Source organism: Rhodococcus sp. 852002-51564_SCH6189132-a, from assembly GCF_001665495.1.
GTDB lineage: Bacteria > Actinomycetota > Actinomycetes > Mycobacteriales > Mycobacteriaceae > Rhodococcus > Rhodococcus pyridinivorans.
This window is the reverse complement of sequence record NZ_LZMJ01000086.1, coordinates 69,185-84,838: the sequence shown is the minus strand read 5'-3', so window position 1 is coordinate 84,838 and position 15,654 is coordinate 69,185. Positions and strand designations below refer to the sequence as shown.

At 69.1% G+C, this 15,654-nt stretch carries 15 protein-coding genes; 5 read left to right on the top strand and 10 right to left on the bottom strand.

What is annotated here, in order from left to right:
* From A5767_RS21850 to A5767_RS21830, 5 genes are all read right to left on the bottom strand, one after another.
* Nucleotides 1–1,245 carry an alkane 1-monooxygenase gene (locus tag A5767_RS21850; RefSeq protein ID WP_064853131.1) on the bottom strand — a complete coding sequence of 415 codons (1,245 nt, stop codon included), beginning with the start codon at nt 1,243–1,245 and terminating at the stop codon, nt 1–3.
* A 210-nt stretch (nt 1,246–1,455) separates the two neighbouring features.
* A complete protein-coding gene (manA, locus tag A5767_RS21845) occupies nt 1,456–2,733 on the bottom strand; it encodes a mannose-6-phosphate isomerase, class I (RefSeq protein WP_006550209.1) in 1,278 nt (425 codons plus the stop codon).
* Entirely contained in the window at nt 2,733–3,818 is a 1,086-nt protein-coding gene (locus A5767_RS21840; RefSeq protein WP_033097092.1) for a hypothetical protein, read from the bottom strand. The genes manA and A5767_RS21840 overlap by 1 nt, the downstream gene beginning before the upstream one ends.
* 147 nt (nt 3,819–3,965) lie before the next feature.
* Nucleotides 3,966–5,336 (bottom strand): phosphomannomutase/phosphoglucomutase, encoded by a 1,371-nt coding sequence (locus tag A5767_RS21835; RefSeq protein WP_019288507.1) that lies wholly within the window; start codon nt 5,334–5,336, stop codon nt 3,966–3,968.
* A 76-nt stretch (nt 5,337–5,412) separates the two neighbouring features.
* Nucleotides 5,413–5,808, bottom strand: a complete 396-nt coding sequence (locus A5767_RS21830) for a DUF3499 domain-containing protein (protein WP_170318468.1) — start codon at nt 5,806–5,808, stop codon at nt 5,413–5,415.
* A gap of 87 nt (nt 5,809–5,895) precedes the next feature.
* Here A5767_RS21830 and A5767_RS21825 point away from each other — a divergent pair, with 87 nt between their 5' ends.
* Nucleotides 5,896–6,390 (top strand): metallopeptidase family protein, encoded by a 495-nt coding sequence (locus A5767_RS21825; RefSeq protein WP_033097091.1) that lies wholly within the window; start codon nt 5,896–5,898, stop codon nt 6,388–6,390.
* Nucleotides 6,391–6,513: 123 nt separating this feature from the next.
* On the opposite strand, the gene A5767_RS21820 is transcribed toward A5767_RS21825, so the two are convergent.
* Nucleotides 6,514–6,780, bottom strand: coding sequence for a WhiB family transcriptional regulator (locus A5767_RS21820; protein WP_167414258.1), 267 nt, complete (start codon nt 6,778–6,780; stop codon nt 6,514–6,516).
* Nucleotides 6,781–7,114: 334 nt separating this feature from the next.
* Between A5767_RS21820 and cofD the strand changes: the two genes are divergently transcribed.
* The 3 genes from cofD to A5767_RS21805 are packed head-to-tail and all read left to right on the top strand — an operon-like array spanning nt 7,115 to nt 10,028.
* The gene (gene cofD, locus A5767_RS21815; RefSeq protein ID WP_072740421.1) at nt 7,115–8,104 is read left to right on the top strand and encodes a 2-phospho-L-lactate transferase; all 990 of its coding nucleotides are present in this window, start codon (nt 7,115–7,117) and stop codon (nt 8,102–8,104) included.
* The gene (locus A5767_RS21810; RefSeq protein WP_039584812.1) at nt 8,104–9,471 is read left to right on the top strand and encodes a coenzyme F420-0:L-glutamate ligase; all 1,368 of its coding nucleotides are present in this window, start codon (nt 8,104–8,106) and stop codon (nt 9,469–9,471) included. Before cofD ends, A5767_RS21810 begins: the two co-directional genes overlap by 1 nt.
* 2 nt (nt 9,472–9,473) lie before the next feature.
* On the top strand, nt 9,474–10,028 hold the full coding sequence (locus A5767_RS21805; RefSeq protein ID WP_006550201.1) for an NUDIX hydrolase: 555 nt from the start codon (nt 9,474–9,476) through the stop codon (nt 10,026–10,028).
* An 87-nt stretch (nt 10,029–10,115) separates the two neighbouring features.
* Here A5767_RS21805 and A5767_RS21800 read toward each other — a convergent pair whose 3' ends face one another.
* From A5767_RS21800 to rfbD, 4 genes are read right to left on the bottom strand one after another with little or no spacing between them, the layout of a single operon-like run.
* Nucleotides 10,116–10,880, bottom strand: coding sequence for an SGNH/GDSL hydrolase family protein (locus A5767_RS21800; protein WP_064853130.1), 765 nt, complete (start codon nt 10,878–10,880; stop codon nt 10,116–10,118).
* A gap of 14 nt (nt 10,881–10,894) precedes the next feature.
* Nucleotides 10,895–11,980: a sugar phosphate nucleotidyltransferase gene (locus A5767_RS21795; RefSeq protein ID WP_006550199.1), complete on the bottom strand. Its 1,086-nt coding sequence runs from the start codon at nt 11,978–11,980 to the stop codon at nt 10,895–10,897.
* On the bottom strand, nt 11,970–12,896 hold the full coding sequence (locus A5767_RS21790) for a glycosyltransferase family 2 protein (RefSeq protein WP_052227252.1): 927 nt from the start codon (nt 12,894–12,896) through the stop codon (nt 11,970–11,972). Before A5767_RS21790 ends, A5767_RS21795 begins: the two co-directional genes overlap by 11 nt.
* Before the next feature lie 59 nt (nt 12,897–12,955).
* Nucleotides 12,956–13,825 carry a dTDP-4-dehydrorhamnose reductase gene (gene rfbD / locus A5767_RS21785; RefSeq protein WP_006550197.1) on the bottom strand — a complete coding sequence of 290 codons (870 nt, stop codon included), beginning with the start codon at nt 13,823–13,825 and terminating at the stop codon, nt 12,956–12,958.
* 296 nt (nt 13,826–14,121) lie between these two features.
* On the opposite strand from rfbD, the gene A5767_RS21780 reads away from it, so the two are divergent.
* Nucleotides 14,122–15,615, top strand: a complete 1,494-nt coding sequence (locus tag A5767_RS21780; RefSeq protein WP_006550196.1) for an LCP family protein — start codon at nt 14,122–14,124, stop codon at nt 15,613–15,615.
* Nucleotides 15,616–15,654 lie beyond the last annotated feature (39 nt).

Sequence of the window (15,654 nt, the reverse complement as noted above, 5' to 3'; positions counted from 1 at the left end):
TCACTCCCCTTCCGCAGTAGTGGGATCCGATGCTCCGTAGCGGGTCAGGATCTTCTCGCGTCGACGCGGTTCGATGTTGACGCGGGTGATGTCGCCGTCGTAGTGGTCGAGCACGCGGTGGTCCATGACCTTGCGCCACAGCGGCGGGATGTAGGCGAGGGTGATCATCGTCGCGTAACCCGCGGGCAGTTGCGGTGAGATCTCCATGCTGCGCAGGGTCTGGTAGCGCCGCGTGGGGTTGGCGTGATGGTCGCTGTGCCGCTGCAGGTGGTACAGGAAGATGTTCGTCACCAGGTGGTCACTGTTCCAGCTGTGCGCGGGCGAGCAGCGCTCGTAGCGCCCCTTCGCGGTCTTCTGCCGCAGCAGACCGTAGTGCTCGAGATAGTTCACGGCCTCGAGCAACGAGAACCCGAACACCGCCTGGATCACGAGATACGGCGCGATCGACAGACCGAAGACACCGAGGAGCACCGCGTACAGCGCGACGGAGATCGCCCACGCGTTGAGGACGTCGTTGTGCACGCTCCACACCGGCTTGTCGAGCCGTTCGAGGCGGGCCCGTTCGAGGCGCCACGCCGACCGCAGGCTGCCGACGACGCTGCGGGGCAGGAATCGCCAGAAGCTCTCCCCGAACCGGGCAGAGGCCGGATCCTCCGGGGTGGCGACCCGCACGTGGTGGCCGCGATTGTGCTCGATGTAGAAGTGCCCGTAGAACGACGGGGCGAGCGCCCACTTCGACAGTCGCCGTTCGAATTCGATCTTCTTGTGGCCGAGTTCGTGTGCCGTGTTGATACCGATGCCCGCGACCACGCCGACCGAGATCGCGAGTCCGATCTTCGACATCACGCCGAGCCCGCCGTCGATGCCGAGCCAGGACAGGTCGCCGGCCGACCAGAGGTAGCAGGCGAAGACCAGCGACGCGAACTGGAAGGGCAAGTAGAGGTAGGTGCAGTAGCGGTAGAAGCGGTCGTTCTCGAGTTGCTCGAACAACTCGTCGGGTGGGTTCTCGCCGTCGGGGCCGACGAACAGGTCGAGCAGCGGGACGAGGACGTAGACCAGCAGGGGGCCTATCCACCACAGGACCGGGGTGACGCTCTGCAGACCGAGTTCGTTACCGCCCCACACCAGGGCGGCGGCGACGAACAGCGCCGTCGGGGGCACCAGCCCCAGAAGCCACAGATGGCGTTTCCGGTCGCGCCACTGAAGGTCGGGTCGATCCACCGAATCCGCGGATGCCGTACTCATGTCGGGTCTCCTTCATCACCGTTGATGGCGCCGGGCACGCCACCGCACGGTGACGCACACCACTCATATCTTGACTCTAGGCCACTGTTCGTCCTAGGTCTAGACATATAGCCGATTTTGTAAACCTCACGAAGATGCATCCGGAAACGACGAAGGCGAGCCCGTGCGGGCTCGCCTTCGGTTCGATTCCGTCCCTACCGGGACTCTGCTTCAGGACTCGTCGGTCGCCGATCCCGGTATCTCCCCGAGCCGGGCCCGGAAGACCTGGGTGTCCGCGGCACAACCGTGGACGGTCGGATTCCGGTCGCACGCCGACAACCACGCCGAGTCGCCGGGCCTCAGCGTCACCGACTCGCCGTCGCACTCGACGCGGGCATCGCCTGCGGTGCACAGCAGGATCTGTGGTCCGTCGGCACCGACCCCGAGGGCGTCGCCCGCGCCGAGATCGATGCGGGACAACGCGAACTCCGGTGCCGGGGTGCGGTAGCGGCGTTCGATCGGACTCTGCCCCGACCCGGTCTCCGCCGAGGCCTCCGGCACGGCTTCGAGAATCGGCACCGAGGCCGCACCGAAGTCGAGCACCCGCAGCAGTTCGGGCACGTCCACGTGCTTCGGGGTGAGACCACCGCGCAGCACGTTGTCGGAGTTCGCCATGACCTCGACACCCATGCCGTGCAGGTAGGCGTGCAGATTTCCCGCGTCGAGGTACAGGCCCTCGCCCGGCTGCAGGGTGATGCGGTTGAGCAGCAGCGAGGCGAGCACTCCGGCGTCGCCGGGATAGAAGTCCGCCAGCTGCAGGGCCGTGCGTACCTCCGGAACGAAATCGCGTTCGCCGTCCCGTCCGGCCGCGAGATAGGTGACGCAACCGTCGAGCACACGCGGCAGCAACGCTGCGAGAGCGGGCGGGGGCAACGTGATCCAGGTGGTGAACAGCGCCCGCAGACCGCTCGAATCGGGTTGGCCCGCGAGCAGTCCCACATAGGGGTCGAGTTCCGGCACGGCCAGCGCCTCGAACAGCTCCACGGTCCGTTTCGGGTCACGGAAGCCGGCCAGGGCCTCGAACCGGGTCAGCGCCACCACGAGTTCGGGCTTGTGGCTGGCGTCCTTGTAGTTGCGGACGGGCGAGTCGATCGGGATGCCGAGTGCTTCCTCACGAGCGAAGCCCTCGGCCGCCTGGCCGGCGCTGGGATGCGCCTGCAGCGACAGCGGCTCCTCCGCCGCCAGTAGCTTGAGCAGGAAGGGCAGGCGGGGACCGAACGCCCCCACCGTGCGATCACCGAGGTGTCGCTGCGGATCGGCCGACAACACGTCGAGCAGCGAGTGCTCGTCGCCGTCCGGATCCACCAGCCTGGCGGGATCGGCCGGGTGCGCACCGAGCCACAACTCGGCCTCGGGATGATGGGACGGCACATTGCGGCCACGCAGGGTGGCGATCGCGGTCCGCGATCCCCAGGCGTACGAGCGCACCGCACCTTCGAGTCGGTGCACTATCTCCCCCCTGCCAATCCGAGATATGCGGCCGCCATCTCTGTGCGGACGGTCAACACTGCCACCTGTTCCAGCACGGTCGGAACCGTGCTCGATTCGAATTCTCCGATCACGGACATCAATTCCACATCCGGAAGTGCCGCCGTCCTGCGCTGCGCCGCCGAGCGGTCGGGGTCGGTGCTGAGCACGAACACCCGTGCCGGTGCGATCGGCGCCGGTCCGTCCAGCTCCTCGTCGTGGAAGAACGGGTCGTAGTTCTCACCGCTCGCGGTGACCACATTCGTGAGCCGGTCGCGCGCGACCAGCACGTCGCTCAGTGCCGCAGCGCCGGCGACCACACCCGCCTCCTGGAGCAGGGCCTCCGACGCGTGCCGTGCGAGCACCGTCGTCGCGGCGGAGTCTCCCGCGAACGCCACGCGACGCGACTGCATGCGCACCGCGAGCGACTTTGCGGGATTGTGGAAGACCTCGTTCGCCGGATGATTGCGCGCCGCTTCCTCGTCGGCCGTGTCGGCGACCTCGGCGAGCGGAGGGACACCGGTGATCCGGACGGCGCGCTGCAACACGCCGAGCACCGCACAGAACACCGCGACGTGCCGGGCGAGCACGTACCGGGTCTGGACCCGGACGCGCGGCGGCAACAACATCGCGCGACCGGCCGAGACCGCCCGCACCGGACCTTCGTCGGGGGCGTCGACGACGACCTCAGCGCTGCGACGCAGTCCGGCGTCGATGCTGCGCGCCAGCTCTGGATCGCCGGCGTCGTTTCCCGAGACCACCACGACATCGAGCGCGCCGACCCACGGCGGTGTGGTCGGCGCGGAGATCAGCGGTACACCGGCCTGCCCACCGAACATCGCGACGACCAGTTCCGCGGCCGAGCGGGCGCGGGCGTCGGTGCCGACGAAGACCACACTGCGGGGGTGCATGTCGGTGAGCCGGCCGAGCAGACCTTCGTCGACCGCCGCGGCGACCGCGCGGATCTGGGCGCCGCCGAGGGCCGCGCTCCTGAGGATGCCGTCGACATCGGCGGCGAGAACACCGCCCGCATCGTCGAAGTCGAACAGCGGTGAGGGTGCCGTCACGACCGCATCACCTTCCTTCCGCCGCCGCGACCTCGGCGGGCCGGCTGACAGGGCCCGGTGGGGCCACCGACCCGAGATCGGTGCTCCGCCGAACCGACACCGGCACGACCTGTCCCGGCACTTCGATTATTCCCGTTGTCCCTCCGCCTACGCACGAACGACGGAAAGGATCTCCTTCACCAATGCCTCGACCTCACCGTCCGTGCGGGCCTCCACGTTGAGCCGCAGCAACGGCTCGGTGTTGGACGCGCGCAGGTTGAACCATGCGTTGTCGGGCAGGTCGACGGTGACACCGTCGAGCCGGTCGATCGATACCGCGCGGTCCTCGAACGCCGCGACGACGGCCTCGGTGCGCTCGGCAGCATCGGCGACCGTCGAGTTGATCTCGCCCGACGCCGCGTACCGGTTGTAGGAGCTCATCAGCTCGGAGAGCGGACCGTCCTGCGAGGCGAGTGCGGCGAGGACGTGCAGCGCCGCGAGCATGCCGGAGTCGGCACCCCAGAAGTCGCGGAAGTAGTAGTGCGCCGAGTGTTCCCCGCCGAAGACGGCACCGGTCTCGGCCATCTGCTGCTTGATGAACGAATGCCCGACCCGGGTGCGCACCGGCTTGCCGCCCTGCTCGGCGACGAGTTCGGGCACCACGCGCGAGGTGATGAGGTTGTGGATGATCGTCGAGCCGGGTTCCTTGGCGAGTTCGCGGGCGGCGACGAGCGCCGTGACCGCGGACGGGGTGACCGGCTCGCCGCGCTCGTCGACGACGAAGCAGCGGTCGGCGTCGCCGTCGAAGGCCAGGCCCACGTCGGCACCGGACTCGACGACCAGACGCTGGAGGTCGACGAGGTTGGCGGGGTCGAGGGGGTTGGCCTCGTGGTTCGGGAAGGTGCCGTCGAGTTCGAAGTACAGCGGCACGAGATCGACGGGCAGGGCACCGAAGACGGCGGGGACGGTGTGGCCTCCCATGCCGTTGCCGGCGTCGACCGCCACCTTCAGCGGACGCATCTCCGCGAGATCGACCAGGCCGCGGACGAACGAGGCGTAGTCCTCGAGGACGTCCTGCTCGGTGATGTTGCCGCGCTCGCCGTCGTAGGCGGGCACCCCCTCGACGAGGTCGGCGGAGATCTGCGCCAGACCGGTGTCCTGACCGACGGGCTTGGCACCGGCACGGCAGAGCTTGATGCCGTTGTACTTCGCGGGATTGTGGCTGGCCGTGAACATCGCGCCGGGTGCGTCGAGCAGGCCCGACGCGAAGTAGAGCTGGTCGGTGGATGCGAGGCCGATCAGCACCACGTCGAGTCCCTGGGCGGTGACCCCGTCGGCGAAGGCCTGCGAGAGCGAGGGGGACGAGGCGCGCATGTCGTGCCCGATCACCACACGGTCCGCGCTGCCCTCACTGCGCAACAGGCGTGCGAACGACGCTCCGACCTCGCGGACGAACTCTTCGTCGATCTGCTCTCCGACGACACCCCGTACGTCGTAGGCCTTGATGACTGCTGACACCGACTCGGCAGCTCTCGCCACTGTATTAGCTCCTGAACTCGACTCGTGCGATACCGTCCTCCGCGCCATCGCACTCGCTCAGCCTAGTGCGAACGGCTCAGGACGTGGGATCGGGAAGAACACGCAGGTGACCGCGTCGGCCGGTGCGTGCGGTGGGAGGCACGACGGCCCGTTGGGGTTGCTCGGCGTCGTCGTCGCTCGCGTCGGAACGGGAACGCTCCCCCAGGCCGGCCTCGCGTACGGCCTCGGCGAGGGCGGTCAGATCGTCCTCGTCGGGGGTGGCCGACGAGAACGCTCCCTCGTATCGGACGAGTTCCCAGCCCTTGGGTGCCGTGATGCGCGAACCGTGCATCTCGCAGAGATCCCACGAGTGCGGTTCCGCGACGGTCGCCAGGGGACCGACAACGGCAGTGGAGTCCGAGTACACGTAGGTCAGCGTCGCAACAGCAGGGTTCTTGCACCCAGGCCGGCAGCATCGACGCAGTGTTCTCACGACTGGGAGCGTAGCGCGCCGGACGCGCCAGGACTATTCGGACACACCGAAAGGGTGGAGCGATTTTCGTGTCGTAGTGTCCATGGCATGGTCCGCGCACGACGTTCCCGCCCTGTGTCGTCCCGTGCCGTGGCACGCCGCGGCAGGGGAATCCGCGGTCCCCTGTTCCCGCAGAGCCTGCCGGCGTGGAAGACACGCGCAGAGAAATTCGACCTGCTCGTATTGGGGGCGTTCGCGCCGATCGACGCGCGCTGGCACGACCGCCTCACCAAGCTCGACATTGCCGTCGACGAGGTCCCGAAGATCCGGGCACGCGACCCCGACTCGGTCAACTGGCCGGACGAGGTGGTTGCCGACGGGCCGGTGCCGCTGTCCCGGCTCGTGCCGGCGGGGATCGATCGACGAGGCGCTGCCACCCGGGCGCGGATCGTGTTGTTTCGCCGACCTCTCGAGGTGCGCGCGAAGGATCCGGACGATCTGACGGATCTGGTGCACGACGTCCTCGTGCACCAGGTGGCCACCTATCTCGGTGTCGAACCGGAAGTGGTGGATCCGACACTCGACGAGGACGACGAGGACTGAGAAACGTTCCGGATACATGACGAAGGCCGGGTTGCTCGTCCCCCACGGCCGCAACCCGGCCTTCGTCATCCGATTCGGTGTTTCACTCGGTCCCGCACTCCCCGTACCGGGCCGAACTCCTCGTCAGACTATTCCGCGCTTGAGGCGACGGCGTTCCCTCTCGGAGAGCCCGCCCCAGATACCGAACCGCTCGTCGTGAGCGAGAGCGTATTCGAGACATTCGTCCCGGACCTCACACCCCATGCAGATGCGCTTGGCCTCTCTGGTGGAGCCACCCTTCTCGGGGAAGAATGCCTCCGGATCGGTCTGCGCACAGAGCGCACGCTCCTGCCACTGCTCCTCGCCGTCCGCTGGGTCACCGAATCCCGAGATCAAACTCAGGACGGGCACCCCGACGTCCGGGTAGTCACAGACAGCCTCGACTGCAGTATCGCTTCGAGTGAGCTCGAAGCTGTCGCGCTCGCCGGCCATTGTCCCTCCTCACCTGCAGCGCCGAATCATGACCGGGGATCAACCCGCTGCCATCCTTCGAATACTCGTTCGAATGCGGGTTCACCGCAAGGGATCTCGAATTCGATTATCGAATGACATGTATGTGATTAGACACTTCGGGTGTGTCGCGGTCAAGCGGAGCGGCGTTGTTCACATATCATCGGCCGCTTTGCCGAAACGCGTTTCGGACGGTGCGCGACCGGGTAGGCGACGCACCGCTTAGGCTTGGGCCGTGAATGTGACTGTATTGGTCGGAGGTGTCGGTGGGGCGCGTTTTCTCTCAGGTTTGCGCCGGCTTCTCGATATTTCTCCGGGCGTGGAGCCGAATCCGGACGCGGCACACCGCATCACCGCGATCGTCAACGTCGGCGACGACGTGTGGATGCACGGCCTGAGGATCTGTCCGGATCTCGACACCTGCATGTACACCCTCGGCGGTGGGATCGACACCGAACGCGGCTGGGGCCGCGCCGGTGAGACTTGGAACGCCAAGGAGGAACTCGCCGCCTACGGGGCGATCCCCGACTGGTTCGGTCTCGGCGACCGCGACATCGCCACCCACCTCATCCGGACGCAGATGCTGCGGACCGGCTATCCGCTCTCCGCGATCACCGAAGCACTGTGCACGCGGTGGAAGCCGGGTGTGACCCTGCTGCCGGTCTCCGACGACCGCAGCGAGACCCACGTCGTCATCACCGATCCCGAGGACGGTGAACAGCGGGCCGTGCACTTCGAGGAATGGTGGGTCCGCCACCGCGCCCAGGTGCCCACCCACAGCTTCGCCCACATCGGCGCAGAAGAGGCAGAGCCCGCTCCCGGTGTGCTCGAGGCGATCGAGAACGCCGACGCCGTCGTCCTGGCCCCGTCGAACCCCGTCGTGAGCGTCGGAGCGATCCTCGCGATCCCCGGTATCCGTGGGGCGCTGCGCACCACGTCGGCGAAGGTCGTCGGCCTGTCCCCCGTCATCGACGGCAAGCCCCTGCGCGGCATGGCCGATGCGTGCCTGGACGTCATCGGAGTGGAGACCACCGCCGAGGCGGTCGGCCGGTACTACGGCGCCCGCTCGGGCACAGGCATTCTCGACGGCTGGCTCGTGCACTCGACCGACAACGCCGAGGTGCCAGGCGTCGAGGTCCGATCCGTTCCCCTGCTCATGACCGACACCGACGCGACGGCCGAGATGGCCCGCGCCGCCCTCGACCTCGCCGGAGTGACCCTGTGATGCCGGACGCCGTCGCCGACCCTGCAGTGCGCGACCACGCGCCGGGCGGCCCGATCGAGATCCTGCCCGTCGCCGGGCTTCCCGAATTCCGGCCCGGCGACGACCTGGCCGCAGCCGTCGCGCAGGCCGCACCGTGGCTGGCCGACGGGGACGTCCTCGTCGTCACCAGCAAAGTGGTCTCGAAGGTCGAGGGACGGATCGTGGCCGCGCCCACCGATCCCGACGCCCGCGACGCGCTCCGCCGGCGCCTGGTGAACCAGGAAGCGGTGCGCGTGCTGGCACGCAAGGGCCGCACCCTCATCACCGAGAACAAGCTCGGCATCGTGCAGGCAGCCTCCGGCATCGACGGATCCAATGTCGACAGCGCCGAACTCGCGCTGCTGCCCGAGAACCCCGATGCGAGCGCAGCGGCGCTCCGCGAACGGATCGGTGCGCTGCTCGGCGTCCGGGTCGCCGTGGTGGTCACCGACACCATGGGCCGCGCCTGGCGCAACGGCCAGACCGACGCCGCGATCGGCTCGTCCGGGCTTCCAGTCCTGCACGGCTACGCCGGCTCCCACGACTCGCAGGGCAACGAACTGCAGGTGACGTCCGTGGCGGTCGCCGACGAGATCGCCGCCGCAGGCGATCTGGTCAAGGGCAAGCTCGGCGGTGTGCCCGTCGCCGTGGTACGCGGACTCGGCCTGCCCGACGACGGATCCACCGCCCGCGCCCTGATCCGCAGCGGCGAGGACGACCTGTTCTGGCTCGGCACCGAGGAGGCTCTCGAACGCGGTCGGCGCGAGGCGCTGCTGCTGCGCCGGTCGGTGCGGCAGTTCGCCTCCGAGCCCGTCGATCCCGAGGATCTGCGCGAGGCGGTCGCCGAGGCCCTCACCGCACCCGCACCTCATCACACCCGTCCGGTCCGGTTCGTGTGGGTGCGCACCGAGCAGGTGCGCCGCCGGCTCCTCGACCGCATGCGCGACAGGTGGGCCGAGGATCTCCACGGCGACGGACTCGACCCGGTGGCCGTCGAACGCCGGATCTCCCGCGGCGCGATCCTCTACGACGCACCCGAGGTGATCGTCCCCTTCTGGGTGCCCGACGGCGCACACCACTATCCGGATGCCCGTCGCACCGCGGCCGAGTCGACGATGTTCACCGTCGCCGCCGGCGCCGCGGTGCAGGGCCTGCTCGTGTCCCTGGCCACCCGCGGGCTCGGCAGCTGCTGGATCGGTTCGACGATCTTCGCTCCCGAGGTGGTCCGCGAGGAACTCGGTCTTCCCGCCGAGTGGTCGCCGCTCGGGGCGGTCGCCGTCGGTTACCCGCTCACCGAGCCGGAACCGCGCGAACCCGCGGACCCGGGCGACGCCCTCGTGGAGCTGTAGTCGTGTCGGCGCGTTCCCTGCACGCCTCGGCGATCGACCGGCTCACCGCCTGGCGCACCGACTCGGAAGACGCCGAATCGCTGCGGCATACGATGCTGGCGTTCCTCGATTCGGCGCCCGACGGGTGCCTGCGCGAACACGTGCCCGGCCACATCACGGCGTCGTCGATCGTGCTCGACGCCGACCACCGCAACGTGTTGCTCACCCTGCATCCGCGGGTGGGGCGGTGGATCCAGCTCGGCGGTCACTGCGAGCCGTCGGACGACACGGTCGTCGACGCGGCCCTGCGCGAGGCCACCGAGGAATCCGGCATCGCCGATCTGGTGATCGATCCGGAACTGCTGTCGGCGCACACGCATCCGATCACGTGCTCCCTCGGCGTGCCCACCCGTCACCTCGACCTGCGGTTCCTGGTGACCGCACCCGTCGGTGCCCGGCCGGTGCGCAGCGACGAATCCACCGACCTGCAGTGGTGGCCCGTCGACGCGCTTCCGCCGGAGGCCGAGCACGAGACCATCGCGCACATGGTCCGGCTCGCCGCGGCCCGACGGGCCTGAGACGACGCGGCCCGACGGGCCTGAGACGACCACGCTCGTCCCGGTGGGTTGCCGGGACGAGCGTGAGGTCGGAACCGGGCCGTGAGGTCAGAACCGGACAGGGCCGAGGTCGGGGTATTTCGGGGTGATGCCGTCGCCGGAGGATACTCCGCGCAGCCGCCGGCCCACCCAGGGGACGAGGAACTCGCGCATCCACGCGCGGTCCGCGGCGCGTTCCTGGGCCCGTGTGAGGACGGGTGCCTCGTCGAACTCCACCGGTCCGAGACCGTGTGCGACGCCCAGCAGATCGAGCACGCGGATCGCCATGTTGTGGTGGCCGGCCGCGGACATATGCAGCCGGTCGAAGTCCCACATGCGCAGATCGCGGTACTCGTCGAACCGCCAGAAGTCGACGATGGTCGCCCCGTGTCGATCGGCGATCGTCCGGACGAGTTCGTTGTACACGGCCCAGCGGCCGCGCAGCATCCCGAAGACCGGCGCCCAGCTGCCGTCGTAGGCCGTCCACATCAGGATGCGGGCGCCGGTCGCGGCGAGCTTGCCGATCGCCTCGTCGTATTCCGCCGCAAGCGTGTCGAGGTCGAGCTTCGGACGCATGAGGTCGTTGCCGCCGGCATAGATCGTCACGAGATCGGGACGCATCGCCACGGCGGTCTCGAGCTGCTCGTCGATGATCGGTCGCAGCAACCGGCCCCGGATGGCGAGGTTCGCGTACGCGAAGCTCTCCGAGTGCCGCGCCAGCTCACCGGCGACGAGATCGGCCCAACCGCGCAGCCCGTTGGCACGCGCCGGATCCGGGTCGCCGACTCCCTCGGTGAACGAATCACCGAGGGCCACGTATCTTTCGAAACCCACTTCGACCTCTCGACTCACACGTCGGTACTGAACCGGATACCGCCGTCGGGGATCTTCACTCCCGGCCACACCCGGGCACCGCGCAGCAGCTCGCATCGCGCACCGATATCGGCGCCGTCACCGATCACACCGTCGCGGATCAAGGCCCGCGGACCGACCCGTACACCGAAACCGATGATGCTCCGTTCGACCACCGCACCGGCCTCGACCCGCGCACCGTCGAAGATCACCGCGCCGTCCAGGCGGGCACCCGCACCGATCTCGGCGCCGCGGCCGACGACCGTGCCCCCGATGAGCAGGGCGCCCGGGGCCACGGAGGCACCCGGATGCACGAGCGACTCGCCGCGCTGCGGCGGGAGCGCCGGGGACGGAGCGATACCGCGGACCAGATCGGCCGAGCCGCGGACGAAATCCTCCGGGGTGCCCATGTCGCGCCAATAGGCCGCGTCGACGTGCCCGAACACCTTCTTGCCCTCGGTCAGCAGCGCCGGGAACACCTCGCGCTCCACCGACACCGGACGGCCTTCGGGGATCTGCTCGATGATCTCGCGGCGGAAGACGTAGCAACCGGCGTTGATCTGATCGGTCGGCGGATCCTGAGTCTTCTCGAGGAAGGCGGTCACCCGGCCGTCCTCGTCGGTCGGCACACAGCCGAAGGCACGCGGATCGCTCACCCGCACCAGGTGCAGGGTCACGTCCGCCTCGGTCCGCACGTGGGTGTCGAGCACCGCACCGAGATCGGTGCCACCGAGCACGTCGCCGTTGAAGACCATCACGTTGTCGGCGCGCAGCCTCGGCAGCACGTTGCGGATACCGCCGCCGGTGCCGAGCGGCTCGGTCTCGGTGACGTACTCGATCTCGAGACCGAAGTCGGAACCGTCGGCGAAGTGCTGCTCGAAGACCTCGGCCTTGAACGAGGTGCCGAGGACGACGTGTTTGATGCCTGCCTCACGGATCCGTGCGAGCAGATGGGTGAGGAAAGGCACCCCCGCGGTGGGCAGCATCGGCTTGGGTGCCGACAGCGTCAACGGGCGTAGCCGCGTGCCCTGTCCGCCGACCAGAATCACCGCATCGGTGTGCGGTGCCGACTCACTCGTCATCGTCTCCCCTGTTCACTGTCGTGCCGACCCGAATGTTCCGGTCGGTCCTCCCGTTCCGACGCTCCCGCACGGCCGCTGCGACCGCCACTCGCGATCGCACCGCGAGCCCGGCCCGCAGAGCCCACCGCAGCGGTGCCTGCCACCCGTGGGGGTGACGGTCCGCCTGGAAGCGGTAGGCACTCTCATGATGTGCCGGAAGCATCAGTTCGGGATGCCGTCCGGCCGCGTGGCCCTTGGCGTGCGTGACCACCGCGGACGGCACGTACACGTTGAGCCAGCCCGCTCGTCCGAGCCGGTCGCCCAGGTCCACGTCCTCCATGTACATGAAGTACCGCGAATCGAAGCCGTCGATCGAATCGAAGGCCGCTCGCCGTAGCAGCAGGCACGATCCGGACAGCCAGCCCACGGGGCGTTCGCTGATCTCCTCGTTCTCCTGCCGGTAGCGACGCGTCCACGGATTGGCCGGCCAGACGGTGCCGAGCAGCGCGTGACCGGCACCGGAGGCGAGGGTGGGGACGGTGCGTGCCGAGGGGTAGACGCTTCCGTCGGGTTCGTGGATCAGCGGCCCGAGCGAGCCGGCTCGCGGCCAGCGACGCGCCGCCTCGAGCAGTTCGTCGATCGAACCGGGGTGCCACCGGACGTCCGGGTTCGCGACGATCACGAACTCCGCGGACGGGTCGATCTCGGCGACCGCGCGATTGATCGCCCCGCCGTATCCGATGTTTCCCCCGGTCCGGAGCAGTCGCACGTTCTGGTGTGCCGCGTCGGCGGCCTCGGGAGCACCGTCGATCGAACCGTTGTCGGCCAGGATCACCTGCGTCGGCAGAACGGTCGCGGAGGTGAGCGAGGTGAGAAAGTTCTCGAGGTGCTCACCGGGCGAATAGGTCACCGTCACCACGGCCAGCGTCGAATCCACGCCGGTCACCTTAGCGACCTCGACGGTGTGCGACACCTCACGGGCCGTTTCCTCCCACGTCATCGCGCGGGCGGCACGGTTCCGCTACCGGCGATCGCCTCGTGCAGTGCCTCCCGCCACGGACGGAAGCGCGTCAGGCCGGCACCGATCCAGGCACTGTCGTCGAGCACCGAATAGGCCGGCCGCGGCGCGGGGCGGACGAACTCGTCGCTGCCACAGGGTTGCACCCGCTCCGGGTCGGCGCCGATCTCCTCGAAGACCGCCCGGGCGAGGTCGAACCACGTCGCTTCTCCGGCGTTCGTGGCATGCAGAATCCCACCGGGGATCCGGTCACCGTGCTCGGCGAGTTCGATCAGTCCGTCGGCCAGGTCGCGCGCGTAGGTGGGGCAACCGCGTTGGTCGTCGACGACGCGCAGGGTCTCCCGCTCGCCCTCGAGCCGCCGCATGGTCGCGACGAAGTCGTTGCCGTCGCCGGTGTACACCCAGGCGGTGCGCACGACGTGCGCGGTGGGAAGCACCTCCAGCACCGCCCGTTCACCGGCGAGTTTGGTGCGGCCGTACGCCGTGCGCGGGCCGGTCGGCGCGTCCACGCAGTAGGGCTCGGTCGCGTCGCCGGCGAAGACGTAGTCGGTGGAGACATGGACGAGACGGGCACCTTTGTCGGCACAGACGGCGGCCAACACGCCCGGGCCCGTGCCGTTCACCACAGCGGCCCGGTCCTCGTCGGTCTCGGCCGCGTCGACGGCGGTGTACGCGGCGGCGTTGATCACCACGGATCCCGGTTCGACCGCGGCGGCCACGGCCTGTGGATCGGTGATGTCCACCTCGGACGATCCGACACCGCGGATCGGTATCCCCGCCGCGGTGCCGCGGTTCACGAGATGACGGCCGAGCTGGCCACGGGCTCCGGTGACGAGAACGCTACGCACTCGGAGAAGTCTGGCACGCCGGAGTGGTGCGCGCCGGGCGAGCGTCCCCACCAGTAGCCTTCAACCGAAAGCTACATCCACAGACCCCGTACCACCCACAGGAGGAGTACCAGGTGCCGCCAGAGCCGCGTCGCCGCACCGGCCGACGTCCCGCCCCCACGGGACGTCGCACCCGCGCGGGCGATCCGACAGCTGCCGACGGCAGGTACGGGTCGGATCCCGGTCCCCGGCAGTCCCGGCGTTCCGCGCGTCGCGAGCCGCCCTCACGCAGCCCCGGAGCACCGGCGGAGGCACGGGTGTACAGCGGAAGGCCGTGGCAGATCGCCGTCGCGATCGCGGCGTGCCTCGTGCTGGTCGTCACCGGTGCGGCGTGGCGCAGCGTCGACGCGCTGCAGTCGTCGCTGGCCTCGGTCCGCGGCCTGGCCCTCGGCGACGGCGAGGACGGCGCCGTCGACATCCTGCTGGTGGGCACGGACAGCCGCACCGACGCGCACGGCAATCCTCTCTCCCAGCGCGAGCTCGACGCGTTGCGCGCCGGCGAAGAAGTAGCGAACAACACCGACACGATCATCCTGATCCGCGTGCCGAACGACGGCCGGTCGGCCACTGCGATGTCGATCCCCCGCGACACCTACGTCGAGGTGCCCGAGATCGGGATGTCGAAGATCAACGCGGCCTACGGCGCCACGAAGGCGAACCGGCGCGCCGAGCTCGTCGAAGCGGACGCCGACGCGACCGAGGCCGAACTCGAGAAGGAATCGACCCAGGCAGGCCGGGAGGCGCTCATCGAGTCGGTCGCCGACCTGACGGGTGTGACGGTGGACCACTACGCCGAGGTCGGACTCCTCGGCTTCGTGCTGCTCACCGACGCCGTCGGCGGTGTCGAGGTGTGCCTGAACGCACCGGTCGACGAGCCGCTGTCGGGTGCCCGTTTCGATGCCGGTGAGCAGACCCTGCAGGGTTCGGACGCACTGAGCTTCGTCCGCCAGCGTCACGACCTGCCGCGCGGCGATCTCGACCGGATCGTGCGGCAGCAGGTGTTCATGGCGTCGCTGGCACAGAAGGTGCTCAGCGCCAAGACGTTGTCCAACCCGTCGAAGGTGAGTCAGCTGACCGCCGCAGTGCAGCGCTCGGTGGTGCTCGACTCCGATTGGGACATCATGGCGCTCGCGACGCAGTTGCAGGGCCTCGCCGGTGGCGACGTGACCTTCTCGACGATCCCGGTGCAGGACATCAACGCGATGACCGACTACGGCGAGTCGGTCGTGCAGGTCGATCCGGACGAGGTGCGCTCCTTCGTCGCCGAGTTGATCGGCCGCGAACCGGACGGCAGCGAGACCACCTCGACCCCGGTGCCCGCTCCCGACATCGACGCGTCGACCGTTACGGTCGACGTCGCGAACGCCGGATCCGTGTCCGGCCTGGCCTCCCAGGTCTCCACGGCTCTGTCCGAGGAGGGCTACGTCGAGGGCGAGGTGGGCAACTACACCGGTTCCGGTGTGGGCACGTCGACGGTCTTCGGTGCCGACGAGGACTCCGACGAGACCCGCGCGGTGGCCGCGGCGCTCGGTGGTCTCGCCACCGAGTCCGATCCCTCGCTCCCGGCCGGCACCGTGCGGGTCGTGCTCGCCGGCGACTACACCGGCCCCGGCTCGTCGTCGTACTCCGGTTCGTCCACCGCCGCATCCGCCTCCGACATCGGCGTGAGCCCGGCCGGTGGCACCGCCACCCCGGCTCCCGCCGCACCGCCCATCGATGCGGGCTCCGACGGCCCGCGCTGCGTGAACTGACACCTGTGTGAACCGACAGTCGCGCGAACAGAATCCGAG